Here is a 25,602-nt window from a genome sequence, read left to right as displayed (position 1 = left end):
ACTGTAGTGCTCGGGCCCGGACCTGTGGACAACCGCCGTGACGCTCGGGGACATGCGGCACCCTGGGGTGGAACGGACGGCGCGGCGGAGAGGGGAGCCGGATGCGGGACTGGGACGAGGCGGACGGCGGCGCGGCGGGACGCGTCGGCGGCGGGCCGGAGACCGAACCGGGGAGGTCGTCGGAGCCGGGCACGGCTGCGCCGCGCACCCCGGGCTGGGAACCCGTCCGGCTGCTCGGCGCGGGCGCCCAGGCGGAGGTCTGGCTCGTCGAGGACGGTCGGGGCGTCCGATCCGCCCTGAAGGTGCCCCGTGCCGGCGCGGCGGCGGACGCCCTGGCGGCGGAGGCGCAGGCCGGACGGGTCGCGCATCCCCATCTGCTGCGCGTGCTCGGCGTGGTGGAGACGGACCGGGGCCTCGGAGTCCTCACCGAGCACCGCGCGGCCGGCACGCTGCAGGACATGGTGCAGCGGGTCGGCCCCCTGAGCCCCGGGCAGGCCGTCACCGTGCTCGTCCCGATCGCGCAGGCACTCGCGTGCCTTCACCGCGAGGGGGTGGTGCACGGCGACGTCTCCCCGGCGAACGTCCTGTTCGGCGTCGACGGCAGCCCGGCCCTCGCCGACCTCGGCGTCGCCCGGGTGGTCGGCGGGGCGTCGGGGGCCGGGGCGACGCCGGGCTTCGCGGCCCCCGAGGCGCTCGCCGCGGTAGAGGGGGCCGGGGCGCAACCGGGGGCGTCGCCCGCGGTGGGGGCGCCGAGTGACGTCCACGCGTGGGCCGCCCTGGGCTGGTACGCGCTCACCGGTCGCGCGCCGGGCGCCGCCGGGCATCGGGCGCCGCTGCCCGTCCTGGTCCCCGAGGCGTCCCCCGAGCTCGCGCTGCTGCTCGATGCGGCGCTCTCCCCGGACCCGGCGGCGCGGCCGAGCGCGGAGGAGGCCGCCGCCGCCGTGTATGCGACGGCCCGGCCCGAGCCGGTCCCGCTCGGAGAGGCCGCCCCCGCCGAGGTGGCGCACCTGCTGCCCACGGTGCTGCCGGGCTCCGGGCCCACGCGGCGACGCCGACGACGCGCGGGTCCGGGACGGCGCGCGCTGGCGGGACGACGTGGGGCGGCGCCACGCCGGGGCGTCCTCCTGGCCGCAGGGCTGGCCACCGCGCTGGCCATCGGCGGCGGCACCGTGGGGCTGTGGTGGCCGGCGTCCCTGGGCGACGCGACGGAGGGGGCGCCGGATCCGGCGGGCGCGGTGCCGGCCGGCACCTCGGTGGACGCGGCGCGCCCGGCGGACGGGACGCCGGAGAGCGGGACGCCGGCGAGGGTGCCGGACGCGGGTGCCCCCGGGGAGGACGCCGCCGGGGAGGACGCCGCCGGGGAGGACGCCGTCGACGTGGGCGAGGCGCTGGCCGCGGTCGGCCACGCCCGGACGGCCGCGCTCATCGACCCGGAGCCTGCGCGACTGGACGCCTACGCCGTGCCCGGGGGACCGGCGTGGGAGAACGACCGGGATCTGCTGCGCCGGCTGACGGACGAGGGGTTCGCCTTCTCCGGCCTCGAGGTGACGGTGGAGCAGGCCGGACCCGCCCGGCGGGCCGGGGACGACGCGCTGCGTGTCGACGCCGTGCTCCGGACGTCGGCCCACACCGTGCTGGACCGCGCGGGACGCGTGGCGGCGCATCGGGAGGCGACGGCCGAGGAGGTCGTGCTGGTCCTGCGCAGCGGCCACGGAGAGGGCCCCGAGGGGCGGGACGGCGGCGCGGCGGATCGGACGTGGCGGGTCGAGACCGTCGATCCGCGCTGACCCCGAGCTCGGATCCAGCGCCGGAGGCCGGCGGTCCCGACGGGGGGACGCCGCGGGCCCCGGGGAGAAGCTCCCCGGGGCCCGCGGCGTGGTGCGGCGTCAGCCGCCTGGGCTGATCACTGCCAGAGGACGGCGACCAGGATGTTCACCAGGCCCAGACCGCCCACCGCGTGGGCCAGGCCCGTGGGCACGACCTCCCCGCGGTTGGACTTGCGGCGGCCGATCAGGGCGGCCACGAAGACGATGACGCCGATCAGGAACTTGACGCCCAGCTTCATGTGGTTCGGCTCCCCGCTCATGGCGAGGCCGAAAAGCACCACGCCGGAGACGATCATGCCCACGGAGCCCCACCACTGCGAGGTGGTGACGGTCGGGTTGCGGAAGTGCGCGAACCAACCGCCCACGATCGCTGCGGCGGACACGATGTGCACGGCCACCAGGATGCTGTGCAGGATATCCACAGTCCTTCTCCCTTTCCGTCAGAGACCCAGCTCGTTGGCGAACTCGCCGCCCTCGAGACGCTGACGCACCGTCATCAGGAAGCGGCCCGCGTCGGCCCCGTCCACCAGGCGGTGGTCGTAGGTCAGGGACAAGTACATCATGTGGCGGATGGCGATCGAGTCGTTGCCGTCCGCGTCGGTCACCACCATGGGGCGCTTCACGATCGCACCGGTGCCCAGGATCGCGACCTGCGGCTGGTTGATGATCGGCGTGTCGAACAGCGCGCCCACGGAACCGATGTTCGTGATCGAGAACGTGCCGCCCGAGAGCTCGTCCGGCGAGATCTTGTTCGTGCGGGTGCGCTCGGCCACGTCGGCGATCTTCTGGGCGAGGCCCGTCAGGTTCAGGGAGCCGGCGTCCTTGATGACGGGCACCAGCAGCCCCTTCTCCGTGTCCACGGCGATCGCGATGTCCTCGGACGCGTGGTAGGTGATCTCCTTGTTGTCCTTGGAGAGCGACGCGTTCAGCTTGGGGTGCTGCTTGAGGGCCTCGGCGACGGCCTTCGTGATGAACGGCAGGTACGTCAGGTTCACGCCGGCCTGCTGCTGGAAGGAGGCCTTGGCCTTGTTGCGCAGCTTCACGATGCGGGTGAGGTCCACCTCGTGCACCTGAGTCAGCTGGGCGGACAGGTCGAGGGATTCGCGCATGCGCTGGGCGATGACCTGGCGGATGCGCGGCGCCTTCTCCACCTCGCCGCGGACCGAGGGGTCCACGGAGGAGCTCGTGGCCGGGGCGGACGCGGCCGACGACGGGGCGGCAGCCTCGGAGGACTGCTCGGCCGGAGCCTCGGACCCGTCTGCGGCGGCCTGCGAGGCCAGCGCGGCGGCGAGCACGTCCTGCTTGCGGATGCGGCCGCCGACGCCCGTGCCGCGGACCGTGGACAGGTCCACGTTGTTCTGGTGGGCCAGGCGGCGCACCAGCGGTGTCACGTAGCCCTGGCCGGGCTCGGTGGCGGAGGGCGCCTCGGCGGTCTCGCCCTGCGCGGACTCACGCCGGGAGGCCTCCTCGGACGGGGACGCCTCGGGCGTCTTCTCCGACTTCTCGACGCCGGCGGCCTCGGCGGCCTCCTCGGTCTCCTCGGGGGCCTCGGCCTCGGTCGCCTTGTCCTCGATCTCCTCGGCGGACGCCTCGTCCTGGCCGGAGGAGCCCTCCGACGGGGCGGAGCCGCCGCCGGCGGAGCCGGAGCCGACGAGCGCGAGGACGGCGCCCACCTCGACGGTGTCGTCCTCCTCCGCACGGATCTCCAGGAGGGTGCCCGCCACGGGGGAGGGGATCTCGGTGTCGACCTTGTCGGTGGAGACCTCGAGCAGCGGCTCGTCGACCTCGACCTCGTCGCCGACGGACTTCAGCCAGCGGGTCACGGTGCCCTCGGTCACGGACTCGCCCAGCGCGGGCAGGGTGACCTCGGAGGCATCGCCGCCGGCCGACGGGGCCTCGTTCGAGCCCTGGTCGGTGGAGGCACGCTCCTCCGGGGCCGGCTCGCCGGCGGGCTCCTGCTGGACATCGTCCTGCTGAGCCTCCTCGACGGCGGGCTCCTCGGCCGCGGCGTCGTCCTCCGACGTGTCGGCGGAGCCGCCGCCGATCGTGGCCAGCGGGGCGCCGACCTCGACGGTGTCGTCCTCCTCGACCAGGATCTCCTCGAGCACGCCGGCCACGGGGGACGGGATCTCGGTGTCGACCTTGTCGGTGGAGACCTCCACCAGGGGCTCGTCGACGGCGACCTCGTCGCCGACGGCCTTGAGCCAGCGGGTCACGGTGCCCTCGGTGACGGATTCGCCCAGGGCGGGCAGGTTCACGGTTTCAGACATGGTTCCGATGCTCCTCATGAGGGGTGGGCGCCGGGGGCGCCCACCCGGGGTTGCGAGGTGGGCCCGACGCACGGACCCGGGGTGGTCAGTGCGGTGGGTCAGCTGTGCAGCGGGTGGCCGAACAGGGCCATGGCGGCCTCGCCCAGGGCCTCGTTCTGCGTGGGGTGCGCGTGCAGGAACTGGGCGACGTCCTCGGGGTACGCCTCCCAGTTCACGATGAGCTGCGCCTCGCCGATCTGCTCGCCGATGCGCTTGCCGATGCCGTGCACGCCCACGATCGGGCCGTTCTTCTGGCGGATCATCTTGATGATGCCGCCGGTGCCGAGGATCGAGGACTTGCCGTTGCCGGCCAGGTTGTACTCGGCGACCTCGACGTTGTCCTTGCCGAACTTCTCCTCCGCCTTGGGCTGGGTGTAGCCCACGGACATGATCTCCGGCTCGGTGAAGGTGACCTTCGGGATGTTGATGTCCTCGACCACCATCGGCTTGTTGCCGGCGATCTCCTCGGCCACGAAGATGCCCTGCTGGAAGCCGCGGTGCGCCAGCTGCAGACCGGGGACGATGTCGCCGACGGCGTAGATGTTGCCGACGCCGGTGTGCAGGCGCTCGTCGGTGAGGACGAAGCCGCGGTCCATCTTGACGCCCTGCTCCTCGTAGCCGAGGCCCTCGGTGTTCGGGCCGCGGCCGACGGCGACGAGGCAGACCTCGGCCTCGAACACCTTGCCGTCCGCGAGGGTCACCTTGACGCCCGAGTCCGTCTCCTCGACCTTGTCGAAGAACGTGCCCAGGTTGGTCTTGATGCCCTTCTTCTTGAACTCGCGCTCGAGGACCTTGATGATCGCAGGGTCCTCGTTGGGGACCAGGGTCTTCAGGCCCTCGATGATGGTGACGTCGACGCCGAAGGAGTTCCACAGGGACGCGAACTCGGAGCCGATGACACCGCCGCCGAGCACGATGGCCGACTTCGGGGTGTAGTCCAGCTCGAGGGCCTCCGTGGAGGTCATGATCTTCTTGGAGATGGGCAGGCCCATGGTCTTGGCCACGGAGCCGGAGGCCAGCACGATGTTCTCCGCCGTGTAACGGGTGCCGTCGACCTCGACCTCGTTCTTCGAGACGAGCTTGCCCTCGCCCTCGATGACCTGGACCTTGCGCATCTTCAGCAGGCCGGCCAGACCCTTGTGCTTGCCGGCGACGATGCCGTCCTTGTAGTCGCGCACCTTCGCCATGTCCACGGACTCGAGGGTCGCGTTGACACCGAACTTGGCGGCGTTGCGGGTCTCGTCGGCCACCTCGGCGGCGTGCAGGTAGGCCTTCGTGGGGATGCAGCCCCAGTGCAGGCAGGTGCCGCCGACCTTGGACTTCTCCACGAGGGCGACGGACTTGCCGTACTGCACGGAACGCAGGGCTGCGGCGTACCCGGCGGAGCCACCGCCGAGGACGAGGACGTCGAATTCCTGAGCGGTTGCCTTGTCGGCCACGGTGTTGCTCCTTGGTGCTGGGATCGGTGGATCGTGGTGGTGGTGCGTCACCGTCATCCCCGGCCGCCGGCGGCGGGCCGCGCGGCCGGGGACGCGGTGGACATCGGGACCAACCTTACCGGGCACGCCCCTCGATGAGACCCACCAGGGTCCGCACCATCACGCCGGTGGCATCCTGCGGGGTGTAGCCGTACGCGGCCGACTCGTTGAAGGAGGGGCCGGCGATGTCGAGGTGGGCCCAGGGGGTCCGTGCGGCGTCGTCGTCCTGCGGCCGTCCGGCGTCGACGAATTCGCGCAGGAAAGTGGCGGCGGTCATCATGCCGCCGAAGCGGTCGCCCATGTTGGAGATGTCCGCGACGCGCGAAGTGAGCGAGGCGCGCAGCTGCTCCGGCAGGGGCATGCCCCACGCGAGCTCCCCGGCGGCGTCGGCCGCGGCGACGGCCTCGTCGCGCAGCGCGTCGTCACCCATGACGCCGGTGTGGCGCACACCGAGGGCGACCAGCTGGGCGCCGGTGAGGGTGGCCACGTCGAGCACTGCGTCGGGGTGCTCGTTGGTGGCCGCCACGAGGGCGTCGGCCATGACGACGCGGCCCTCGGCGTCCGTGTTCATGACCTCCACGGTCTTGCCGCCGTACATCGTGATGACGTCGGACGGGCGGATGGCGGTGCCCGAGGGCATGTTCTCGGCCAGCGCCAGCCAGCCGGTCACCTTCACGGGGACGTCCAGGGCCGCGGCGGCGCGCACCACGGCGAAGACGGTGGCGGCGCCGGCCATGTCCGACTTCATCGTCATCATCGAGGCGGCGGGCTTCAGCGAGATGCCGCCCGTGTCGAAGGTGATGCCCTTGCCCACCAGCGCGATGTGCGCGGCGGCGTCGGCCGGCGCGTGCTCGATGCGCACGAGCCGCGGCGGGCGGGAGGAGCCCTGGCCGATCGCGAGGATGCCGCCGAAGCCCTCGGCGCGCAGGCGGTCCTCGTCCCACACGTCCACGCTCACGGGCGAGTCCGCGAGGTCCTCGGCGACGGCGTCCGCGAACGTGGCCGGGTAGAGGTGCGAGGGGGCGGTGTTCACCAGGTCGCGCACGGCGCAGACCGCGTCGCCCACGACGGCGGCCCGGCGCAGCACGGGGTCGGCGTCCGCGGCGGCGAGCGGGGTGACGACCTCGAGCTCGCGGACGGGACGGGACGAGTCCGCCTCGGCGCGGGCGCACTCGGACTTCTGGGCGGTGAAGGCGTACGCACCCAGGACGGCGCCCTCGGCGACGGCGGCCAGCCGCGCCGGGGTGTCGGCCGGCAGGGCCAGGGCCACGGCGTCGGTGCCGGCCAGGGAGCGCACGGCAGCCCCGGCGGCGCGGCGCAGGGACTCGTCCGAGGCCTCGCCGTCGTCGTCCAGACCGCCGACGCCGGCCAGGACCAGCAGCGGCACCGGCACGCCGCCCAGGCCCGGGAGGCGGTGGACCTCGTCCTCGGCGCCCCGCACGCCCAGCAGCTCGAACGAGGCCTCGAGGGCGGTGGCCGCCTCGGCAGGCAGCGCGTCCGTCAGGAGCACGGGGCCGTCCGGGCCGGTGCCCACCCCCACCACGAGGGCGGAGGCGGTCAGGTCCTCCAGGGCGCGGGCGGTCAGGGTCGGGCGGTCCAGGGTGATCACGGACGGGCCTCTCTTCCGGGGGTGGGGGGGATGCGCCCGGCGGGGTGGGCCGGGCCGTCCCGCGTCATCCTAGCCAGAGGGCTCGCGCGCCCGTCCAGGGGGCGCAGGCGCGGAATAGGAGGGGGCCGTGCCGTGGTTGACTGACGCCAGAGGACAGGGAGGGATCCGCGTCCGCCGCCATCCCGGCGGCGGGGACGGCTCTCCCGCAGACGAACCACCGGAAGGGGAACGAGACGTGCAGGACGCCGCGCCGCTGTACACCCGTCATGAGGGGGCGCCCGTGCCCCCCGGCCTGGGCATGCTCGTGACCCTGACCGGGCACATGGACGCGGGCCGCGTCGCCCGCCAGGTGCGGGCCGCGCTGCACGAGCACCTGACCCATCGGACCGTCGTCTCCTTCGACGTCGACTCGATGTTCGACTACCGCGCCCGGCGTCCCCGGCTCCGGTTCGACCGGGACCGCTACCGCGATCTGCGTCTGCCGGCGCTCGAAGTGCAGCTGGTCGAGGACCTGCTCGGCCACCCCTTCCTGCTGCTGTCCGGCCCCGAGCCGGACTTCCGGTGGCAGGCGGTGACGGAGGCCGTGCTCGGCCTGGCGCAGGAGTGGGAGGTGGACTCGCTCACGTTCCTCGATGCGGCCCCGCTGCCGGTGCCGCACACGCGACGGCTCGGGGTCACGACCCACGGGTCCCGCGCCGACGCCGTGGAGGGGCTGTCCACGTGGAGCCCGGAGGCGGACATCGTCGCAGGGCTGCTGCAGATGCTCGAGCTGCGCGCCGAGGAGGCGGACCTGCCGACGGCGGGCTACACCGTCCATGTGCCGCACTACGTGGCCGAGGCGTCCTTCCCCCAGGCGGCCGTGGCCGCGCTCGAGTACGCGGGGGCCGCCATGGGGCTCATGCTGCCCTCGGACGACCTGCGAGACGCCTCGCGGGACATCGAGGCCGAGCTGGAGCGTCAGGTCTCCGGGTCCGGAGAGATCCAGCAGATGATCGCCGGTCTGGAGGGCAACTACGACCAGAACGCCGAGGACCAGGAGCGATCGCTGCTGGAGACCGAGCAGGGCCTGCCCGACGGCGACGAACTCGCCTCCGCCGTCGAGGCGTACCTCGCCGCGCGGGACGCCGGCGGCGGGTCCGCTCCTGCACAGGAGGACGGACCCGGCCGTCCGTCCACCGACGACGGGGACTGATTCCACCGCGGGGGCCCGGTCGGCGAGGGTGGCGGCATGGAAGCCCCCACCTCGCTCGACGCCCCCGTCCTGCCGGCCCGCGGCCCGGAGGACCTGCTCGCCTACGTCGGCCACGCCCTCGGGCGGTTGCCCGAGGACAGCCTCGTCCTCCTCACCCTGCACGACGGGCGCCTGCGCGCCGTGGTGCGGGTCGATCTGCCTCCCGAGGAGGTCGACGTCGACGCTTGGGCCTGCGCCGTGGCCGAGGTGTGCCGGCGGGACGCGGCAGCGGACGCGACGCTCTGCCTCGCGTTGCCGGACGGCGCCCGAGCCACGCTGACCCGTCCCGGCTGGGCCGCAGCGCTCGACGACGCCCTGGCGTCCGCGGGTCGCCCCCTGGCCGCGGCCTGGACGTGCGCGCACGGACGGGCGCGCCCCTGGTGGGGGAGCAGCATCGCCGAGGAGGGCACCCTCGACCCCCGAGCCGCGCCGCTGTCCCTGCACCTGATGACCCGCGGTTCGGTCTGGGACCGCGCGGCGGTGTCCGACCCGGTCCCGCGTCGTGGTCCCGCCGCGGCCCGGCCCGACGACGCGCGGTGGCGGCCGCCCGAGCAGGACGCGCCCCCGGCACGCCGCGCGTGGCTGGCGCAGTGGGAGCCGGTGCTGACCGGCACGGCGCGTGGCCGCGGTGCGCCCGCACCCGCCGTGCTGGGCTCGCCGCTGACGCGTCCGGCCTGGCGCGACGGCCTGCTGCTCCATGCCGCCGCGCCGTCCGGCGCGGCCACGGGGGATCCGGGGGACGAGGAACGGATCCTCACCGCGGCCTCGCGCCGGGCGCCGGCCTGGGACCGGCTGGACGCACTGCGGGCGGGGCTGCGCGCGCTCGTGCCCGTCGCGACGCCGGCCGTGGCGGCTCAGGCCCTGGCGCTGGCCGGGTGGGTCGGCTGGGCCCGCGGCCACGGCTCCGACGCGGACGCCCACCTGACCGCGGCGGCGGCGCTGAGTCCCGGCGACCCGTTCGTCTCCGTCCTGCGACGCATCGTGGCCGCGGGGTGCGTCGCAGGCTGGGCGACCGACCCGGCCACCGCGTGGCGGCCCGACGGTGGCCGCCCATGAGAGAATGATGCGGCTTCACGACGGCACGGCCGACCGCAGCCCGTTTCCCGGGTTCGGAATAGATCGGTCTCAGCCGTCGTTGGCACTCACGGACCCTGCAGTCGGCGGGCCCGGACGACGTCGGTCGTCCGAGGCCGCGACTTGACAGGGTCACGTGTCTATGGACTGCAAGGATCCGCGGGTGGCCGCGGACGAGACGGAAAGGCCTCGAGTGACCACTTCGACGACCAGCGGTGTGCAGGACGGCAAGGAGACCACTGCCTCCGAGGCCACGACCACGCGCACCCGCTCCACGGCAGCCAAGAAGTCGGCAGCCACGAAGAGCGCCACGACCAAGGGCGCCACGACGCGGACGACCGCGACGAAGTCGGCGGCGACCAAGACCGCTGCCACGCCGACGGCCAAGAAGAAGGCGACCCGGAAGCCCACCGCGGCCAAGACCACCGCCACGGCCAAGACCACCGCCACGGCCAAGACCACCGCCGCGAAGAAGACCGCCACGACCGGGGGCAAGAAGGCCACCGCGTCCGCCGCCTCCGCCGAGCAGGCCGAGGACGACGAGGAGCTCGTCCAGGCGCGCGAGCGCACCGAGGCCGCGGACGCCGTCGAGGAGGACGTGGTGGCGGACGAGACCGCCACCGAAGACTCTGATGATGAGGACGCGGACGGCTCGGACGCTCCGGAGCGCCCGGCGATGGACGCGGAGGCCGTGACCGGCACGACGGCCGCCACAGGCCAGAAGGTGGCCCAGTCCAAGGGCGCGTTCGTCATGGACGACTCCGAGGACGACGCCCCGGTGCAGCAGGTGGTCGTGGCGGGCGCCACGGCGGACCCGGTGAAGGACTACCTGAAGCAGATCGGCAAGGTCGCCCTGCTCAACGCCGAGCAGGAGGTGGACCTGGCCATGCGCATCGAGGCCGGCCTCTACGCCGAGCACGTCGTGCAGCACGAGGCCTCCGACGACTACCGCGAGCGCCGGGACATCCAGCTGATCATCGCGGACGGGCGCAAGGCCAAGAACCACCTGCTCGAGGCCAACCTGCGTCTGGTGGTCTCCCTGGCCAAGCGCTACACCGGTCGCGGCATGCTGTTCCTGGACCTCATCCAGGAGGGCAACCTCGGCCTGATCCGCGCCGTCGAGAAGTTCGACTACACCAAGGGCTTCAAGTTCTCCACGTATGCCACGTGGTGGATCCGTCAGGCCATCACCCGCGCCATGGCGGACCAGGCCCGCACCATCCGCATCCCGGTGCACATGGTGGAGGTCATCAACAAGCTGGCCCGCGTGCAGCGGCAGATGCTCCAGGACCTCGGCCGCGAGCCCACCCCGGAGGAGCTGGCCAAGGAGCTGGACATGACCCCGGAGAAGGTCGTGGAGGTGCAGAAGTACGGCCGCGAGCCCATCTCCCTGCACACCCCGCTCGGCGAGGACGGCGATTCCGAGTTCGGCGACCTGATCGAGGACTCCGAGGCCGTGGTGCCCGCGGATGCCGTCTCCTTCACGCTGCTCCAGGAGCAGCTGCACTCGGTGCTGGACACCCTTTCCGAGCGCGAGGCCGGCGTCGTCGCAATGCGCTTCGGCCTGACCGACGGCCAGCCCAAGACGCTGGATGAGATCGGCAAGGTCTACGGCGTGACGCGTGAGCGGATCCGCCAGATCGAGTCGAAGACCATGTCCAAGCTGCGTCACCCCTCCCGCTCGCAGGTGCTCCGGGACTACCTGGACTGAGTTGGAGCGGCATGACGAAGGGCCGGACCCCCGCGGGGGTCCGGCCCTTCGTCATGCCGGGCGCGTCAGGCGCCGGCGGTGAGGCGGTCCGTCTCGTCCTGCCACAGCGCGGCCTGGGGACGCAGCGCGTCCTCGACGGCGCGAGCGTGGTGGGCGCAGAACTGGAGGGCACCGCCCGAGTGCAGCACGGCGCGGACGTAGGCCTGCGCGCCGCAGCGGTCGCAGCGGTCGGAACGGGTGAGGGCGGCCGGCTCGGCCACGGCGGTGATGGACATGGTGTCCTCCTCGGGTCTCTCGGGGCTGGAGGGCGACGACGCCGGTGGGGCGGGCCGGTCCTCCTCTTGTCCCATGGAACAGCAAGGATGGCAGGGAACTTCCCCGCGCGCCCGCCTCGCACCCGCGTTTCGCCACCCGCGTACGCGAGCGCCCGGGCCGGGCGGCCCGGAACGTCCGGCTCGGATCCTGGCGTGTCCGGCCCGCGGAGTAGGCTGGACCGGTCGCCGTCGTCCACCGAAAGGCCCGCCCCCGTGCCCGCGAACACCGAGTACAACGCCCGCCACCTCTCCGTGCTGGAGGGGCTCGAGGCCGTCCGCAAGCGGCCGGGCATGTACATCGGCTCCACCGATTCCCGCGGCCTCATGCACTGCCTCTGGGAGATCATCGACAATTCGGTGGACGAGGCCCTGGCCGGCTTCGGGCAGTCCATTGAGATCACCCTGCATCCGGACGGCTCCGTCGAGGTCGAGGACAACGGGCGCGGCATCCCCGTGGACGTGGAGCCGCGCACCGGTCTGTCCGGCGTCGAGGTGGTGTTCACCAAGCTCCACGCCGGCGGCAAGTTCGGCGGCGGTTCCTACGCCGCCTCGGGCGGCCTGCACGGCGTGGGCGCGTCGGTGGTCAACGCCCTGTCCTCGCGCCTGGACGTGCAGGTGCTGCGCGGCGGCAAGGTCCACCAGATGTCGTTCCGGCGCGGCGAGCCGGGCCGCTTCCAGGACGGGTCGCGCCCGTCGCCGGACGCCCCGTTCGAGCCGTCCACGGACGCCTCGCCGCTGGACGTCGTCGGGAAGGCCAAGCGCGGGCAGACCGGCACGCGCGTGCGCTACTGGGCGGACGAGCAGATCTTCGTGAAGGACGCGACGTTCTCCGCCGAGGAGCTCCAGGCGCGGGCGCGCCAGACCGCCTACCTGATCCCGGGCCTGCGGATCACAGTCAAGGACCTGCGCCGCCGACCCGGCACGCCCGGCGCCGACGGCCCGGTCGAGGAGGTCTTCCAGTACGACGGCGGCATCTCCGAGTTCGTGGAGCACCTCACGCCCGCCACCCCGGTGACGGACGTGTGGCGGATCCAGGGCTCCGGCACCTTCAAGGAGCGGGTCCCGGTGCTCGGCGAGGACGGGCGCACCTCCATGCAGGATGTGCAGCGCACGTGCGAGGTGGACGTCGCCCTGCGCTGGGACGTCGGCTACGACACCGTGTTCCGGTCCTTCGTGAACATCATCGCCACGCCCAAGGGCGGCACCCATCAGTCCGGGTTCGAGGCGGCACTGCTGAAGGTGTTCCGGGCCCAGGTGGAGGCCAACGCGCGCCGGCTCAAGGCCGGGTCGGACAAGGTGGAGAAGGACGACGTGCTGGCCGGCATGACCGCCGTCCTGACGGTGCGGCTCGCCGAGCCGCAGTTCGAGGGGCAGACCAAGGAGATCCTCGGCACCTCCGCGGTGCGGCGGATCGTCTCCCAAGTGGTGGAGAAGCAGCTGACCGCCCGCCTCACCTCCACGGCCCGCGCCCAGAAGCAGCAGGTGCACACGCTGCTGGAGAAGGTCGTCGCCGAGATGAAGTCGCGCATCTCCGCGCGCACCCACAAGGAGAACCAGCGGCGCAAGAACGCCCTGGAGACCTCGACGATGCCGGCCAAGCTGGCGGACTGCCGCAGCAACGACGTCGCCTCCTCCGAGCTGTTCATCGTCGAGGGCGACTCGGCGCTCGGCACCGCCAAGCTGGCCCGGTCCTCCGACTTCCAGGCCCTGCTGCCGATCCGGGGCAAGATCCTGAACGTGCAGAAGGCCTCCGTCTCGGACATCCTGGCCAATGCCGAGTGCGCGGCGCTGATCCAGGTCGTCGGAGGTGGTGCGGGGCGCAGCTTCGACCTGGATGCGGCCCGCTACGGCAAGGTCGTGCTGATGACGGACGCGGACGTGGACGGTGCCCACATCCGCACCCTCCTGCTGACGCTCTTCTTCCGCTACATGCGGCCCATGGTCGAGGCCGGGCGCGTGTACGCGGCCGTCCCGCCGCTGCACCGGATCGAGGCGGTGACCCGCGGCGTCAAGGAACGCGAGGTCATCTACACGTACTCCGAGCAGGAGCTGCACGCGACGCTCGCCCGCCTGGAGCAGGAGGGCCGCTCGTACCGCGAGCCGATCCAGCGCTACAAGGGCCTGGGCGAGATGGACGCCGACCAGCTGGCCGAGACCACGATGGACCCGCGCCACCGCATGCTCCGCCGCGTGAACATCGCCGAGGTGGAGGCCGCCGAGCGGGTCTTCGACCTGCTCATGGGCTCCGCGGTCGCCCCGCGCAAGGACTTCATCATCTCCCACGCCGATGAGCTGGACCTGGAGCGCATCGACGCCTGACCCCCCGCTTTCGTTCGGGAAACGGCGGCCCCAGGAACGTCGTCGTTCGGGAAACGGCGGGCACTGAGGCGACGGCGCCGCACGCCTCCGGCACGACGCTGCGGCCGCCGCCGTTTCCCGAACGAAAGCGGCGTGACCCGCGCCGTTTCCCGAACGAAAGCGGCGTGACCCGCGCCGTTTCCCGAACGAAAGCGGCGTGACCCGCGCCGTTTCCCGAACGAAAGCTCGGGACGGGCGCTCGTTCCGGCCGCGGCGGGCGTCAGCGGTCGCGGTAGTACGCCGCGACGCGGTGCAGGCCCTCGTCGATGCTCACGGTCGGCGTCCACGAGAGGACCTCACGGGTGCGACGCTGGTCGAACCAGTGGGCGGTCGAGAGCTGCTCGGCGAGGAACTCGGTCAGCGGCGGCTCGCCGTCGTCGGAGCCCACGCCCCGGGACCGCAGCCCGAACAGATCCCGCTCCCACGCCCGCTCGATCAGGGCACCGGCGCGCCGGGCCAGGCCCGCCGGGACGCGGCGTTCGGGCTCCGCGGCGCCGCCCGCCAGCGCGATCTGGCGGATCAGCTCGCCGACCGGTCGCGGCTCGCCGTTGGTGACCACGAGGGCCTCGCCGTGGTGCACGTCGGCCGCGGACACAGCCGCCACCACGGCCTCGACGGCGTTGGCCGTGTACAGCGTGTCGACCAGGGGAGCGCCCGTGCCGAGCACGGGCATTCGCCCGGCCCGCGCGCGCTGCACGATCCGGTCGGTGAGCTGCAGGTCCCCGGGCCCCCACATCAGGTGGGGGCGCAGCACCAGGACGCGGAAGTCGTCGCGGTCGGCGGCCAGGGCCAGTCGCTCGCCGGCCGCCTTCGTGCGCGCGTAGGGTCCGCGCGCGTGCTCGGGGCTGGCGGCTCCGGCGCCCTCGCCGACGATGGAGTCGCCGGCGTGCGCCACGGAGGGGGAGGAGACGTGGACGAAGCGTCGCACGCCGTGGCGCTGTGCGGCGTGCAACAGGATGCGCGTGCCCTCCACGTTCACGGCCTCGTACTCGTGCTCGGGGCCGGACACGGACACCTTCGCGGCCACGTGCACCACGGTGTCCGCGCCGGTCAGGGCCTCCTCGACGGCGGCCGGGTCGGTCACGGACCCGCGCACGTCCCGCGCACCGGGCACGCCCGAGGGACGCCGCTGCAGGGTGGTCACGTCGTTGCCGGCATCGGCGAGCACCCGGGCGACGCCCGCACCCAGCAGCCCCGAGGCGCCGGTCACCAGGACGCGGCGCGACGCGAGGCGCTCGACAAGGTCGGGCATCCCGGCGGCGTCGAGGCCGACGTCGTAGCCGAAGCCGCTCACAGCGCACCCACCTTCCCGCCGGCGAGCACGGCCTCCGCCCAGTCGGCCACCCGGGCGCGGTCGATCTTGGAGTTGTGCCGGATGTCCGTGGGGATCTCATCGGCCACGAGCACCGCGGCCACCGGCAGCGGCTCGAGGGCCGCGCGCACGGCGGAGGCCAGCGCGGTCGGGGCGAGACCCTGCTTGGGGCGGCCGTCGCGGTGGTGACCCGGGCGCCGCGCCGGGCGCGTGGCCGGCACGGCCGCCTCCACGACGACGACCACGGCCTGCGTGCCCCGGGGCCCGACGCCGACGACGGCGCTGCGCCGCACCGGCCCGAGGGCGTCGACGGTCTTCTCGGGCCCGCCCGGACCGACCGGGCCCTCGGGCGTGGTGATCACGTGCTGGAGCCGACCCTCGAGCCAGACGCGGCCCTCGGCGTCGAAGTGGCCGACGTCGGCGGTGCGGTGCCACACCCGGCCGTCGCGCCGCCACAGCCCGTCGCGCTTGCTCTGCTGGTCGGTGTGCCAGAGCGCGTCGTAGCGGTCCTTCAGGTGGGGGGCGCTGACCACGATCTCACCGAGCACGCCGTGGCCCCGCGCGGGGTCGAGGATGACGTCCTCGGCGCTGCCGTCCTCGAGGAGCGGCGCGATGGCCAGGGACACCGTGGGCAGCGCGGAGCCCACGCAGACGCCCGCGTCGTCGGCGGTGCGCAGGCGCTGCACCTCGTCGCCGTCGATGTCCGTGAGCAGCAGACCCTCGGTCATGCCCCACGGCGTGTGGACCCGGGCGTTCGGCATCAGGTCCGAGACCTGACGCATCAGCTGCGGGTGCACGGGGGCGCCGGCCGAGAGCACGAGCCGCACGGCGTCGAGCGCCTCGCGCTGGGGAGCGTCGAGCCCGTCGGCGGTCGCGACCACGTTCGCCAGGGCGGCGGGGGAGGCGAACAGCACGCTCGACTGCCCGGCGATCGCGGCGTCGGCCAGCTTCTGCGCGGTGAGGGTGGCCGGCTGGGTGACGTCCATGTCCGGGGAGACGGACGCGGCGCCGAGGGCGGGTCCGAGCAGCGCGAACGGGGCGAAGCCGGCCAGCAGGGACCCGCCCGGGCGGATGCCCAGGGTGCGGGAGATCAGCGCCACGAGGCGGCCCAGCCGCTCGTGCGTGTACACGACGCCCTTGGCCGGGCCCGTGGAGCCGGACGTGAACAGCACCGCGGCGTCCGCGTCCAGGGCGGGCTCGGGCAGCACGGTGCCGTGCTCGTCGACGGCGTCGCCCGCGGCCGGGTCGCGGTGGCGGTCGACCATCGCGTAGAGCGAGTCGGAGACGTCGAGCAGGCGGCGCTGGGCGGCGCCCGGCTCGGTCACGGAGATCCGGGTGCCCGGCCAGGACTGGGCGCGGGCCAGCGTCAGCCCGGGGGTGCGGCCGATGATCCAGCGGGGGCGGGCCGACTTCATCGCCCGGGTCATGCCCTTGACGCCGAGGCCCTGGTCCGCCACCACGGCGACGGCGCCCACGCGCAGCACGGCGTACAGGGCCGCCGACAGGTCGCGGCCCGGCGGCACGAGCATGGCGACCCGGTCGCCCGGCCGCATGCCCGCGGCCCACAGCCCGGTGGCGATGGCGGAGACCATCTCCTGCAGCTCGCCCCAGGTGACGGCCACGGGTCGGCGGGCGGTGCCCACGAGCGAGCGGCCGGCCTGGGCGCCGGCCATGTCCACCAGCGCCGTGTACTCGCGGTGGTCCGAGCCGGGGGCGCCCCAGTCGCGCAGGTGGTCCCAGAGCCGGACCACGCCGGGCTCGCGGGCTCCGGGATCCTCCCCGAGGTCCACCTCCAGGCCCGGGTCGGCGGCGGCGTCGGCGGTGGCGTGCGGGACGGGGCCCGGCAGCCCCGAGGCGGGGTCGGAGAGCTGGCCGCCGCGCAGCAGCTGGGCCCACTGCAGCAGGGGCGCGGTGATGTCGCGGTCGTCCACGAGCAGGTGCCCCGCCCTCTCGTAGCGGTGCACGCGCGCGTGGGGCAGGCGGTCGCGGAGGTCGTCGAGGTAGCGGTCCAGGAAGACCGGGTCGTCGGCGCCCCACAGGATCAGGGCGGGCACATCGGTGCGGCCCAGGGCGGCGAGGTCCTCGCCCACCCGCTGCAGTTCGGGATGGCTGCCGTGGCCGGGGTCGGCCGGGATGTCCGCGACGAAGCCGCCGACGCCGCCGCGTCGGGCCGCCGTGTCGTAGGGCAGGTGGTAGGCGGCTCGGGTCTCGCGGTCGAGGGCCGGGGTGGCGAGGGAGGTCGTCACGGAGAGGAAGGCGTCCGTGGTGACGGTGGAGGCCGGCAGGACGGGCCCGGCGAGGGCGGCCTGCAGCGGGGCGGGGATCGGCGCCCCCTCGGGCTGGTGGACCGCGGTGTTCAGGGTCGCGACGCCGGCCACCAGCTCCGGATGACGCGCCGCCCAGCCGAGGGACACGACGCCGCCCCAGTCGTGGCCGAGCGTGATCAGCGGGTGGCCGGTGGCCGCCAGGTCGCGCAGCCCGAGGGCCGTCAGCAGCGCGTCCAGGTCGGCGATGCGGCCGCCCAGCGTGCGGTAGGTGTCGCCCGCGCGGCCCATCGACGCGGCGGACGGCGAGCCCGCGTGCGCGAGGCGCTCGGAGAAGCCCATGTCCAGCTGGTCCGGCGCCACGACGCGCCACGCCGCCATGCCCCGGCGTGCCCGGCGCACCGTCTCGGCGAGCAGGGACCGCCACAGCCAGGACCACGTCGGGTTGCCGTGCACCGCGACGATCGTGCCGACGATCTCCGCCCCGGCCGCCGCGAGCACGGGACCGGTGTCCGCCACGTGCAGCGTCCGCACGGTCCCCTCCGGGTCCGCGGCGGAGCGGATCTCCACGAGGCGGGACCACGCCGGGTCCCAGCCGGGCAGTCGGTCGGCCGGCGGCAGGGCGGCGGGGGCGGCGGGGATCTGGGGCATGGCTCTGGCTCCTTCAGCTCACCATTCGATCTCGAGCATCGCGGTGTTCAGGCCCGAGCCCACGCCCAGGCAGACCACCGTGTCCCCGTCCTCCAGGGTGTCCATCTCCCGCACGAGGGTGATGGGCAGCGACGCCGGGCCGACGTTGCCCAGCGTGGGGAACGTCGTCGGGATGCGCGCCGGGTCCAGGTGGGCGGACTCCGCGATCGCGTCGGTGTGCATCTGCGAGACCTGGTGGGTGATGAATCGGTCCGCCTCCGGCCACGCCCACTCCGCCGGGACGTCGTGCCACGCGTCCATCACGAGCTCGAGACCGTCCTTGATCAGGGCGGTGGAGTCGGTGTACATGCCGTGGTGGTCGCCCACGCACAGGCCGTGGTGGTCGGTGCCGGCGCGGGTGATCCCGCGGACGATCCGGTGGGCGTCCGGGTGGTCCTCGATGCGGCCGACGACGGCGGCGGCGGCCCCGGAGCCCAGCGTCAGGGACGCGAACTGCTCCATGAAGTTGCCGCGGTGCGTGGTCTCGGCGTGCAGGTTGGCCACGGTGGCGGCCTGCACCTTCGAGGCGTCCTCGGCGGCGACCACGACCGCGTAGTCGATCTGGCCGGCGTCCACGAGCGTGGAGGCGAGCATGAGGCCGTTGACGAACCCGAGGCACGCGTTCGTGATGTCGAAGTTGGTCGCGGAGGTCGGCAGCCCCATGAGGTGGTGGATCCGCACGGCCACGGAGGGCTCGAGCGTGGCCCGGGTGACCGAGGTGTTCACGAGCAGCCCCACCCGCTCCCGGGGGACGCCGGCCTGCTCCAGGGCCGCGACGCCGGCGCGGGCGGCGGCCTCCTGGAAGTCCTCGGTCTCGTCCCAGTTCCGACGGCTGCGCACACCGGCCACCCGTTCCAGGAGGGAGCCGGGCAGGCGCAGTCGGGTGAGCACGTCCGCCAGCTGGTCGTCGAGGTCCTGCGAGGTGACTTCGACGGGGGCCTCCACCTCGGTGACCGCCAGGAGGGCGGCGCGGGAGTACTCGTAGCTGGCGTTGCCGGACACGTTCGTCACCAGGACCAATCTGCGGGGGTCGGGGGAGGGGGCGCTCACCTGCGGTGAGACGACAGCCCACTGTATCGGAGGGGCCGGGCGGGGCGCCCATCGGGGGCGTCGATCGGCCCGAGGCGAACAGGGTCGCCTCGGCCGGGCCAGTTCGCGGACACGGTCAGGGCGTTGTCGGCCCGGCGCCGTCCGGCGATGTCACGACGTCCGACTGCTAGGGTGGTGGTATCCAGCGACCGCGTTGTCGCGTTCGAACGCCTGTCTCAGGAGCGCAGCCTCGTGGATCCCCTCGAACTCGCACGGTGGCAGTTCGGCATCACCACCGTCTACCACTTCCTCATGGTCCCGCTGACCATCGGCCTCGGCCTCGTCGTCGCCGTCCTGCAGACCCTCTGGGTCGCCACGGGCAAGGATCACTACCTGCGGATGACGAAGTTCTGGGGAAAGTTGTTCCTGATCAACTTCATCATGGGCGTGGCCACCGGGCTGGTGCAGGAGTTCCAGTTCGGCATGGCCTGGTCGGAGTACTCCCGGTTCGTCGGGGACGTCTTCGGGGCGCCGCTGGCCCTCGAGGCGCTCATCGCGTTCTTCCTGGAATCGGTGTTCCTGGGCATCTGGATCTTCGGCTGGGACCGGATCCCGCGCAGACTCCACCTGGCCGCCCTGTGGTGCGCGGTGCTGGGGATCAACCTCTCGGCCTACTTCATCATGGTGGCCAACGGCTTCATGCAGCACCCGGTGGGCTATGAGGTCGTCGACGGCCGCCCGGTGCTCAACGACCTCGGCGCCGTGCTGACCAACCCGATCGTCCTCACCCACTACCCGCACACCATCTTCGGTTCCTGGGCCGTGGCCGGCGGCTTCCTCGTGGGGATCGCCTGGTACCACCTGTGGAAGCGCCGCCGGGACGGCATCGACGTCGTGGATGAGGCGGGCCGGGTCGTCGTCGGCGACGCCGGCACCGCCGCCCGGGACCGCACCGACCACCGCGTCTGGCTCACCTCGCTGCGCGCCGGGGCGGCCGTCGCCCTGATCGGCTTCGTCGGCACCGCATTCTCCGGCCACGCCCAGGCCCAGCAGATGATCCACTTCCAGCCCACCAAGATGGCCTCCGCGGAGGCCGCCTGCCAGGACGGCACCGCGTTCTCCGTGCTCACCCTCGGCGATGTGCGCTCGGGTGGAGCGACCACCTGCGAGGACGTCCACGGTGTGATCGAGGTGCCGGGCCTGCTCTCCTACCTCGCGTACGAGGACTTCACCACGCCGGTGCGCGGCATCAACACCCTGCTGCCGGAGTTCGAGCAGAAGTACGGCACGCACCTGCCCGACTCCGAGCTCTACGGCGACCGCGCCGGCAGCAAGATCTCCTATATGCCGCTGATGGAGGTCACCTACTGGGGATTCCGGCTCATGATCCTCTTCGGCGGACTCGGCGCGCTCGCGGCACTGGGCGCGCTGTGGTTCTCCCGCCGCGGCACCGTCCCGGCCTCCCGTGGCTGGATGCGCCTGGCCGTGGCCTCGATCGGGGCGCCGTTCGCGGCGAACATGACCGGCTGGGTGTTCACCGAGATGGGCCGGCAGCCGTTCGTGGTGTACCCGAACCCGGCGATGGGCGTGGATCAGGTGTACATGTTCACCGCCGCGGCCGTCTCGCCCGGGGTCACGGGTGAAGAGGTCCTCGTGTCCCTGATCGTCCTGGTCGGGATCTACGCGGTGCTGCTGGGCGTCGAGGTCTTCCTGCTGACCCGGTTCGTCCGCGGCGGCGTCCCGGCCGCCATGCCGGAGCTCACCGCCGCCGAGCACTCCGATGAACAGAAGCGCGACCGCGACGACGTGCTCGCGTTCGCCTACTGACCCGCTCGCAGAGAGGACAGCACGACCATGGCTGAGGTCCTTCCCGTCTACTGGTACGTCATCATCGCCGTGCTCTGGCTCGGCTACCTGGCCCTCGATGGCTTCGACCTCGGGGTCGGCATGCTCGTGCGCTTCTGGGCACGGGACGAGCCACGGCGCCGGGTGCTGCTGAACATCATCGGCCCCGTCTGGGAGGGCAACGAGGTGTGGCTGATCACCGCCGTCGGAGCCATGTTCGCGGCCTTCCCGTTCTGGTACGCGGCGGTGTTCTCCACCCTGTACCTGCCGATGCTCGTGATGCTGTTCGGTCTGATCCTGCGGGCGGTGTCCATCGAGTACCGCGGCAAGGCCGCCACCGACGCCGGCCGGGAGATCTGGACCTGGACCCTGGGCATCGGCTCGTTCCTGGCGGCCTTCATGGCCGGCGTGCTGCTCGTGCTGACGACGACCGGCCTGCCGCTGGACGCCAACGGGGACCGGGTGGGCGGCCCCTTCGTGTGGGTGACCGGCCCGGCGCTGCTCGGTGGTCTGGCCGTGGTCGGCTTCTCCCTGGCGCAGGCGTGGGCGTTCATCGGCCTGAAGACCGACGGCGCCCCCCGCCGGTCGGCCGCCCGCTTCCTGTCCACGTGGACCCCGCTGGCCGTGCTGCCGCTGCTGGTCTGGGCAGGGCTCGTGGTGGCCCGCGGCGACCGCCCGTGGACCTGGGCGCTGCTGGTGCTGGCCGTCGTGGCGGTGGCCGCGTCGGTGGTGGCCGCCCGGGCCGGCCGCGAGGGCCTGGCCTTCACGTCCCTGACGCTGGTTCTGGTGCTGGCGTGGACGGCGATCATGGTCACCCAGTACCCGGTCGTGCTGCCCTCCACGGTGGACCCGCAGTTCAGCCTCACCGCTCAGCTGGCCTCCTCCGGCCCGTACACCCTGGGCCTGATGGCCGTGATCTCCCTGATCTTCGTGCCCATCGTGCTGGCCTACACGGGGTGGTCCTACTGGATGTTCCGCCGCCGTCTGGCCGACACCCACATCCCGGAGGCCCACCTGGTGGAGCCTCTGTGAGCCCCAGCCGCCCCGCCGCCCCGGCCGTCGAGCGCTCCGCCTCGGCGGCCGGGCCGCCTCCGGGCCCGATCCGTCGGGCCCGGCCCCCGATGACCCCGGCCGCACGTCGGGCCCTGCCGGCCCTGCTGGCCCTCGCCGTACTGCGCGCGCTCGGCTGGATCCTGCTCGCCGAATCCCTGGCCCGGCTGATCACCGGCCTGGCGATGACCCTGGACCCCGAGGACTCCGCCCGGCTGCTGGACCTGCTGTTCCACCCGCCGGCCCCCGTGGGCCCTGTGCCCGCCGCGCAGACCCTGAGCGGCCCCGTGCTGCTCGGGGCGGCCGGGGTGGCCCTGCGTGCCCTGGCGGAGGCGGGGCAGCGCGTGGTGGGCCGCCGCGCCGCGCTGGGGGCCCAGCAGCAGGTGCGGGCCGCCGTCGTCGCCCAACGGCTGGCCGCCGCCGACGGCGGACGCCCCCGTTCCGGCGCCGATGCCGTCCTGGTCACCCACGGCCTCAAGAGCCTGGACGACCACTACACCGAAGCCCTGCCCGCGCTGGCCGCCACCGCCGTGGTCCCGGCGGCCCTGGGCGTGTGGATCCTCACCCACGACCTCGTCTCCGCCGTGGTGGCCGCCATCACCCTGCCCCTGGTTCCCCTGTTCATGATCCTGGTGGGCCGCCACACCCAGGAGCGCATCGATGCCGCCCAGGACGGGCTCGACCGGCTGGCCGGGCACCTGCTGGAGCTCGCCCGCGGCCTGCCGGTGCTCGTCGGACTCCACCGGGCCGGCGTCCAGCGCCGCGCTCTGCAGGAGGTCTCCCAGCGGCACCACGCGGCCACGATGGTCACGCTGCGCACCGCATTCCTCTCGGGTCTCGCCCTCGAGCTGATCGCCTCCCTGTCCGTGGCTGTCATGGCGGTGTTCATCGGACTGCGCCTGGTGAACGGGCAGATGGCGCTTCTCGACGGCCTGGTGGTCCTCATCCTCGCCGCCGAGGTCTACCTGCCGCTGCGGGAGGTCGGCGCGGCCTTCCACGCCTCCGAGGACGGCCGGGAGGCCGAGTACCGCGCCCGGGCCGCGGCCGACGCCCCCGTCCCGGCCCCCGTGCTCGAGACGCTCGGGCCGGCCTCCGGGCCGGACCGGGACGGCAGCGTCCTGGTGCAGGACCTGAGCGTCCGGCTGGCCGGACGGCAGGTGCTCGAGGGCCTCGACCTCACCGCGCTCCCGGGGCGCCTGACCGCGCTGGCCGGACCCTCCGGCACCGGCAAGTCCACCGTCCTGCGTCTGCTGGCCGGCCTGCTGCGCCAGGACGCCGCCGAGGCCACCGGCCGGGTCGCCGGCGTCGACCCGGAACGCACCCTCTGGATCGGGCAGCACCCCGTGCTGACCGAGCGCACGGTCGCCGGCGAACTGGACCTGGCCGCCGGGGGTGCGCTGCCCGGTCCCGTTCGCTCCGCCGTGCTGGCCGCCGTGGCGCTCGAGGGTCTCCAGGAGCGGGACCCGGCCGATCTGAGCCCGGGGGAGCGCCGGCGGGTCGCGGTCGCCCGCCTCCTGGCCCGCCTGCACGCCGCGGACGGGACTGGCCCGTGGCTCGTGCTCCTGGACGAGCCCACCGCCCACCTGGACGGCGCCGCGGCCGCCGTCGTCGCCGAGACCCTCGCGGCCCTGCCCTCCGGTGCGGTGCCCGGGCTGAGCACCCCGCAGTGCACCGTGCTGGCCGCCTCCCACGATCCCACCCTGCTGAGGGCCGCCGACGTCATCGTCCGGCTGACCCCCGGCGCCGGTCCGACCGCCGGATCCCCGGCCACGGCTGTGCCGGTCGCCGCCGTCCAGGGGCGTGCGCGGCCGGAGCCGGTCACCCCGCGACGGGTCTCGCTGCGGGCCGGACTGCGGCTGCTGCCGTGGCGGCAACCGAAGCTCTGGGCCGGCATCGGCTGGGCCGCCGGGACCCACGTGTCCGCGGCACTGCTGGCGGCACTGTCCGGCTGGCTGATCGTCACCGCCTCGACGCGGCCGCCGGTGCTCTACCTGCTGGCCGTGATCGTGCTCGTGCGCGGGTTCGGCCTGTCCCGGGCCGTGTTCCGCTACCTGGACCGGCTGACCACCCACGACGCCGTGTTCGGCTGGGCCACGGAGCTGCGGCTGCGCCTGTGGGACGCGCTGGGCCGTCAACCCCGGCTGTGGGGGCGGGTGGGCCGGACCGACGGCGCCCTGTCCCTGCTGGTCTCGGACGTGGACGCCTTTCGGGACGCGGTGCCCCGGGTGCTCGTGCCTGCCCCGGCGGCCCTGCTCGCCTGGCTGGCCACCGCCGCCCTGACCTGGGCGTTGGCCCCGGAGCTGGCGGTCGTGGCCCTGGTGCCCGGGGCGGTCGCCCTGGTGGTGATCCCCTCGCTGGTCGCCGTCCTGGACCGCCGCCAGACCGCGGCCCAGGTGCGAGGGCAGGGCGCGCTCGTCGACCGTGTGGCCGCCGTGCTGAACGCGGCCGGGGACCTGCGCGGGCTGGGGCTGACCGAGCCTGCGCTGAGGGGACTGGCGGTGCTGGACGACCGGCTGCAGCGTCCCCGCCGCCGGGCCGCGTGGGCCGCCGGCGGGGGCCGGGCGCTGGCGGTCGCGGCCTCCGGGGGGATCGCGGTGGCCGCGGCGGCCGCGGCGGCCCACACCGGCACCTCAGCGCCGGTCGCGGCCCTGGTGGTGCTGCTCGCACTCTCCTGGGCCGAGCCCTATGGGGCGCTGGCCGCCGCCGCCCAGCACTGGGGCACCCTGGCGGATCGGGCGCGGGCGACCGGCGAGCTGCTCGGCCCGGAGGAGGGCGGAGCTGCCGCGGCGCCGCCTGAGCCGGCGGAGGCCGCAGAGCCGGAGGCACGGGTGTGCCGCATGCGCCTGGCGGAGGCCGCCTTCGCCCACCCCGGTGCGCCGCCGCTGTGGACCGACCTGGAGCTCGACCTGGCCCCCGGGGACGTCGCCGTCGTCACCGGGCCCTCCGGGTCCGGGAAGTCGACCCTGCTGGCCGTGCTGCTGGGCTTCCTGCCCCTGACCGCCGGCCGGTACACGCTTGAGACCGTGCCCCCGACGCCCCAGCCGGACCCGGTCCGCCCGGACGTGACGGCGCTGGCCCGGGTCGCCTGGACCCCGCAGGACGCCCTGATCTTCGACTCCACGGTGCGCGGCAACCTCGCCCTGGCCCGCGGCGTCGCGGACGCCCCGTCCGACGCAGAGCTCACCGCCGCGCTCGAGCTGGTGGGACTGGGCCCGTGGCTGGCCGCCGCACCGCAGGGCCTGGACACGCGCGTCGGCCCAGGCGGGCAGCGGCTCTCAGGCGGGCAGCGTCAACGCCTGGCCGTGGCCCGGGCTCTCGTGGCCCGCGCCGATGTCGTGCTGCTGGACGAGCCGACCGCACACGTGGACGCCGACGAGGCACGCGCTCTCATGACGGATCTGCGCCAGGCCCTGATGGACAGGATCGTCGTGGCCGTCACCCATGACGGCAGGCTGCTTGAGGACGGGGACGTCCCTGTGCGGGTCGGCTGCTGAGGCCCCTG

Annotated in this window: 16 protein-coding genes; 8 read left to right on the top strand and 8 right to left on the bottom strand. The window is 74.0% G+C overall.

Features of this window, described 5'->3' with window-relative positions; genetic code table 11:
* Positions 1-101: 101 nt before the first annotated feature.
* Positions 102-1,787, top strand: a complete 1,686-nt coding sequence (locus MLUT_RS18185; RefSeq protein WP_012750912.1) for a serine/threonine-protein kinase — start codon at positions 102-104, stop codon at positions 1,785-1,787.
* A gap of 116 nt (positions 1,788-1,903) precedes the next feature.
* Here MLUT_RS18185 and MLUT_RS18180 read toward each other — a convergent pair whose 3' ends face one another.
* The 4 genes from MLUT_RS18180 to MLUT_RS18165 all read right to left on the bottom strand — a co-directional run bounded on the left by MLUT_RS18180 (position 1,904) and on the right by MLUT_RS18165 (position 7,222).
* A complete protein-coding gene (locus MLUT_RS18180) occupies positions 1,904-2,248 on the bottom strand; it encodes a hypothetical protein (RefSeq protein WP_010078527.1) in 345 nt (114 codons plus the stop codon).
* Positions 2,249-2,266: 18 nt separating this feature from the next.
* Positions 2,267-4,096, bottom strand: a complete 1,830-nt coding sequence (gene sucB / locus MLUT_RS18175) for a 2-oxoglutarate dehydrogenase, E2 component, dihydrolipoamide succinyltransferase (RefSeq protein ID WP_010078528.1) — start codon at positions 4,094-4,096, stop codon at positions 2,267-2,269.
* A gap of 98 nt (positions 4,097-4,194) precedes the next feature.
* Positions 4,195-5,574 carry a dihydrolipoyl dehydrogenase gene (gene lpdA / locus MLUT_RS18170; RefSeq protein WP_010078529.1) on the bottom strand — a complete coding sequence of 460 codons (1,380 nt, stop codon included), beginning with the start codon at positions 5,572-5,574 and terminating at the stop codon, positions 4,195-4,197.
* 115 nt (positions 5,575-5,689) lie between these two features.
* Positions 5,690-7,222, bottom strand: coding sequence for a leucyl aminopeptidase (locus MLUT_RS18165; protein WP_010078530.1), 1,533 nt, complete (start codon positions 7,220-7,222; stop codon positions 5,690-5,692).
* Positions 7,223-7,457: 235 nt separating this feature from the next.
* Here MLUT_RS18165 and MLUT_RS18160 point away from each other — a divergent pair, with 235 nt between their 5' ends.
* From MLUT_RS18160 to MLUT_RS18150, 3 genes are all read left to right on the top strand, one after another.
* On the top strand, positions 7,458-8,414 hold the full coding sequence (locus MLUT_RS18160) for a PAC2 family protein (protein ID WP_010078531.1): 957 nt from the start codon (positions 7,458-7,460) through the stop codon (positions 8,412-8,414).
* Between the two features lie 36 nt (positions 8,415-8,450).
* A complete protein-coding gene (locus tag MLUT_RS18155) occupies positions 8,451-9,509 on the top strand; it encodes a DUF4192 domain-containing protein (RefSeq protein ID WP_012750911.1) in 1,059 nt (352 codons plus the stop codon).
* Between the two features lie 160 nt (positions 9,510-9,669).
* The gene (locus MLUT_RS18150; protein WP_261974679.1) at positions 9,670-11,238 is read left to right on the top strand and encodes an RNA polymerase sigma factor; all 1,569 of its coding nucleotides are present in this window, start codon (positions 9,670-9,672) and stop codon (positions 11,236-11,238) included.
* A gap of 65 nt (positions 11,239-11,303) precedes the next feature.
* On the opposite strand, the gene MLUT_RS18145 is transcribed toward MLUT_RS18150, so the two are convergent.
* A complete protein-coding gene (locus MLUT_RS18145; protein WP_002858172.1) occupies positions 11,304-11,513 on the bottom strand; it encodes a DUF7455 domain-containing protein in 210 nt (69 codons plus the stop codon).
* 252 nt (positions 11,514-11,765) lie between these two features.
* Here MLUT_RS18145 and MLUT_RS18140 point away from each other — a divergent pair, with 252 nt between their 5' ends.
* Complete coding sequence (locus tag MLUT_RS18140) at positions 11,766-13,871, top strand: DNA gyrase/topoisomerase IV subunit B (RefSeq protein ID WP_012750910.1); 2,106 nt, start codon at positions 11,766-11,768, stop codon at positions 13,869-13,871.
* Positions 13,872-14,130: 259 nt separating this feature from the next.
* Here MLUT_RS18140 and MLUT_RS18135 read toward each other — a convergent pair whose 3' ends face one another.
* The 3 genes from MLUT_RS18135 to MLUT_RS18125 are packed head-to-tail and all read right to left on the bottom strand — an operon-like array spanning position 14,131 to position 19,187.
* Entirely contained in the window at positions 14,131-15,204 is a 1,074-nt protein-coding gene (locus MLUT_RS18135; RefSeq protein WP_010078535.1) for an NAD-dependent epimerase/dehydratase family protein, read from the bottom strand.
* Complete coding sequence (locus MLUT_RS18130; protein WP_010078536.1) at positions 15,201-18,137, bottom strand: alpha/beta fold hydrolase; 2,937 nt, start codon at positions 18,135-18,137, stop codon at positions 15,201-15,203. The genes MLUT_RS18135 and MLUT_RS18130 overlap by 4 nt, the downstream gene beginning before the upstream one ends.
* A gap of 18 nt (positions 18,138-18,155) precedes the next feature.
* Positions 18,156-19,187, bottom strand: coding sequence for a 3-oxoacyl-ACP synthase III (locus tag MLUT_RS18125; protein WP_010078537.1), 1,032 nt, complete (start codon positions 19,185-19,187; stop codon positions 18,156-18,158).
* A 270-nt stretch (positions 19,188-19,457) separates the two neighbouring features.
* Between MLUT_RS18125 and MLUT_RS18120 the strand changes: the two genes are divergently transcribed.
* From MLUT_RS18120 to cydC, 3 genes are read left to right on the top strand one after another with little or no spacing between them, the layout of a single operon-like run.
* On the top strand, positions 19,458-21,032 hold the full coding sequence (locus MLUT_RS18120) for a cytochrome ubiquinol oxidase subunit I (protein WP_010078538.1): 1,575 nt from the start codon (positions 19,458-19,460) through the stop codon (positions 21,030-21,032).
* A gap of 27 nt (positions 21,033-21,059) precedes the next feature.
* Positions 21,060-22,082, top strand: coding sequence for a cytochrome d ubiquinol oxidase subunit II (gene cydB / locus MLUT_RS18115; protein ID WP_010078539.1), 1,023 nt, complete (start codon positions 21,060-21,062; stop codon positions 22,080-22,082).
* Positions 22,079-25,594, top strand: a complete 3,516-nt coding sequence (cydC, locus tag MLUT_RS18110) for a thiol reductant ABC exporter subunit CydC (protein ID WP_010078540.1) — start codon at positions 22,079-22,081, stop codon at positions 25,592-25,594. Before cydB ends, cydC begins: the two co-directional genes overlap by 4 nt.
* Positions 25,595-25,602: the final 8 nt, after the last annotated feature.

Source organism: Micrococcus luteus NCTC 2665 (assembly GCF_000023205.1).
Classification (GTDB): domain Bacteria; phylum Actinomycetota; class Actinomycetes; order Actinomycetales; family Micrococcaceae; genus Micrococcus; species Micrococcus luteus.
Note: the sequence above shows the minus strand (reverse complement) of the source record. Positions and strands in the feature narration are given on the sequence as shown.

Coding starts and splice junctions, on each gene's coding strand:
- MLUT_RS18185 (WP_012750912.1), top strand. CDS start 102: ATGCGGGACTGGGACGAGGCGGACGGCGGCGCGGCGGGACGCGTCGGC.
- sucB (WP_010078528.1), bottom strand. CDS start 4,096: ATGTCTGAAACCGTGAACCTGCCCGCCCTGGGCGAATCCGTCACCGAG.
- MLUT_RS18155 (WP_012750911.1), top strand. CDS start 8,451: ATGGAAGCCCCCACCTCGCTCGACGCCCCCGTCCTGCCGGCCCGCGGC.
- MLUT_RS18150 (WP_261974679.1), top strand. CDS start 9,670: ATGGACTGCAAGGATCCGCGGGTGGCCGCGGACGAGACGGAAAGGCCT.
- MLUT_RS18145 (WP_002858172.1), bottom strand. CDS start 11,513: ATGTCCATCACCGCCGTGGCCGAGCCGGCCGCCCTCACCCGTTCCGAC.
- MLUT_RS18130 (WP_010078536.1), bottom strand. CDS start 18,137: ATGCCCCAGATCCCCGCCGCCCCCGCCGCCCTGCCGCCGGCCGACCGA.
- cydB (WP_010078539.1), top strand. CDS start 21,060: ATGGCTGAGGTCCTTCCCGTCTACTGGTACGTCATCATCGCCGTGCTC.